Consider the following 2,361-nt stretch of genomic DNA (forward strand, 5'->3'; position numbering starts at 1 on the left):
TTGGTTGCGGGGGCAGGATTTGAACCTGCGACCTTCAGGTTATGAGCCTGACGAGCTACCGGGCTGCTCCACCCCGCGGAAGGTGGTGTGTTCCCGTTGTGGACGGGAAGAGGATTGGGTCCTCGAACGCGACCGGCCCCGGTTGGGAGACCGGGGCCGGCGCGTGAGGCGTCGTGAGGAGGATGGATGGTGTTCGGCTTGGGTGCGCGTTGTCTGTCCTTTGCAGGCCCGGCGACGACCTACTCTCCCGGGGCTTGAGCCACAGTACCATCGGCGCTGAGGAGTTTAACGGCCGAGTTCGGGATGGGATCGGGTTTTATGCTCCTCGCTCCGGTCACCGGGCCGGCGAAGGACAGATGCGCGCATAGGTGTGGTCTGGTCTTCGACGTGTTCGTGTCGGTGCGCGGGGGCCTTTGCGGGACCCTCCGGCGCGCAGGGATCATGGGAGGCGATCAAGCCGATCGAGCGATTAGTACCGGTAAGCTCAACGCATTGCTGCGCTTGCACGCCCGGCCTATCGACGTGGTGGTCTACCACGGCTCTCGAGGGAGATCTCGTTTCGAGGTGGGTTTCCCGCTTAGATGCCTTCAGCGGTTATCCCGTCCGTACATAGCTACCCTGCACCGCGGCTGGCGCCACGACAGGTCCACCAGAGGTACGTCCATCCCGGTCCTCTCGTACTAGGGACAGATCCTCTCAAATCTCCGACACCCACGGCAGATAGGGACCGAACTGTCTCACGACGTTCTGAACCCAACTCACGTACCACTTTAATCGGCGAACAGCCGAACCCTTGGGACCTGCTCCAGCCCCAGGATGTGATGAGTCGACATCGAGGTGCCAAACGATCTCGTCGATATGGACTCTTGGAGATCATCAGCCTGTTATCCCCGGCGTACCTTTTATCCGTTGAGCGATGGCCCACCCACGCGGGACCACCGGATCACTATGGCCGACTTTCGTCTCTGCTCGACATGTCCGTCTCGCAGTCAGGCGGGCTTATGCCATTGCACTCGACGACCGATTTCCGACCGGTCTGAGCCCACCATCGCGCGCCTCCGTTACTCTTTGGGAGGCGACCGCCCCAGTCAAACTGCCTGCCATGCGCTGTCCCGGACCCGGATGACGGATCGCGGTTAGACATCCATGTCGCCAAGGGTGGTATTTCAAGGGCGGCTCCACACGAGCTGGCGCCCGCGCTTCAAAGCCTTCCACCTATCCTACACATGCCGACACGAATGCCAGCGCAAAGCTACAGTAAAGGTGCACGGGGTCTTTCCGTCTGACCGCAGGAACCCCGCATCTTCACGGGGAATTCAATTTCACTGAGCCGATGCTGGAGACAGCGGGGAAGTCGTTACGCCATTCGTGCAGGTCGGAACTTACCCGACAAGGAATTTCGCTACCTTAGGACCGTTATAGTTACGGCCGCCGTTTACCGGGGCTTCGATTCAAGGCGTGAACCTCTCCTCTTAACCTTCCGGCACCGGGCAGGCGTCAGACCCTATACGTCGTCTTGCGACTTCGCAGAGCCCTGTGTTTTTGCTAAACAGTCGCCACCCCCTGGTCTGTGCCCCTCCCGCCCGGTTGCCCGAACGGAAGGCCTCCTTATCCCGAAGTTACGGAGGTAATTTGCCGAGTTCCTTCAGCATCGTTCTCTCAAGCGCCTTGGCATGCTCTGCCAGTCCACCTGTGTCGGTTTCGGGTACGGTCTCACGCGGGGGCTGTTTCCCGGGACCCTCCGGCCGCAGAGCCAATCCGATAAGGCTCTACGACGGCTCGGATCCGTCACCACCCGCTGGCTCAGGACTATTCACCTGATTCCCATCGACTACGCCTTTCGGCCTCGCCTTAGGGGCCGGCTGACCCTGCGCAGATTAACTTTACGCAGGAACCCTTGGACTTTCGGCGACAGCGTCTCTCACGCTGTTTGTCGTTACTCATGTCAGCATTCTCACTTCCGATGCCTCCAGGAGCCCTCACGGGTCTCCCTTCACAGGCCTACGGAACGCTCCGCTACCGCGCATCCGAAGATGCACCCTAAGCTTCGGCTCGTGGCTTGAGCCCCGTTACATTTTCGGCGCAAGGACCCTTGGCTAGACCAGTGAGCTGTTACGCTTTCTTTAAAGGATGGCTGCTTCTAAGCCAACCTCCTGGTTGTTTTGGGGTCCTCACATCCTTTCCCACTTAGCCACGAATTGGGGGCCTTAGCTGTAGGTCAGGGTTGTTTCCCTCTCCACGACGGACGTTAGCACCCGCCGTGTGTCTCCCGTGCACTGCTTCCAGGTATTCGGAGTTTGGTTAGGTTTGGTACCGTTGTGGACAGCCCTAGCCCATCCAGTGCTCTACCCCCTGGAGCAT

At 59.9% G+C, this 2,361-nt stretch carries 1 tRNA gene and 2 rRNA genes; all 3 read right to left on the minus strand.

Annotated features, from left to right (window positions below):
* Nucleotide 1 precedes the first annotated feature (1 nt).
* Nucleotides 2-78 (minus strand) — tRNA-Met (locus tag ACTZWW_RS22550).
* Between the two features lie 148 nt (nt 79-226).
* A 5S ribosomal RNA gene (gene rrf, locus ACTZWW_RS22555) occupies nt 227-342 on the minus strand.
* 106 nt (nt 343-448) lie between these two features.
* Nucleotides 449-2,361 (minus strand): 23S ribosomal RNA (locus tag ACTZWW_RS22560); the annotation flags it as partial.

The organism is Salinarimonas sp. NSM (genome assembly GCF_052380005.1).
Lineage (GTDB): Bacteria > Pseudomonadota > Alphaproteobacteria > Rhizobiales > Beijerinckiaceae > Salinarimonas.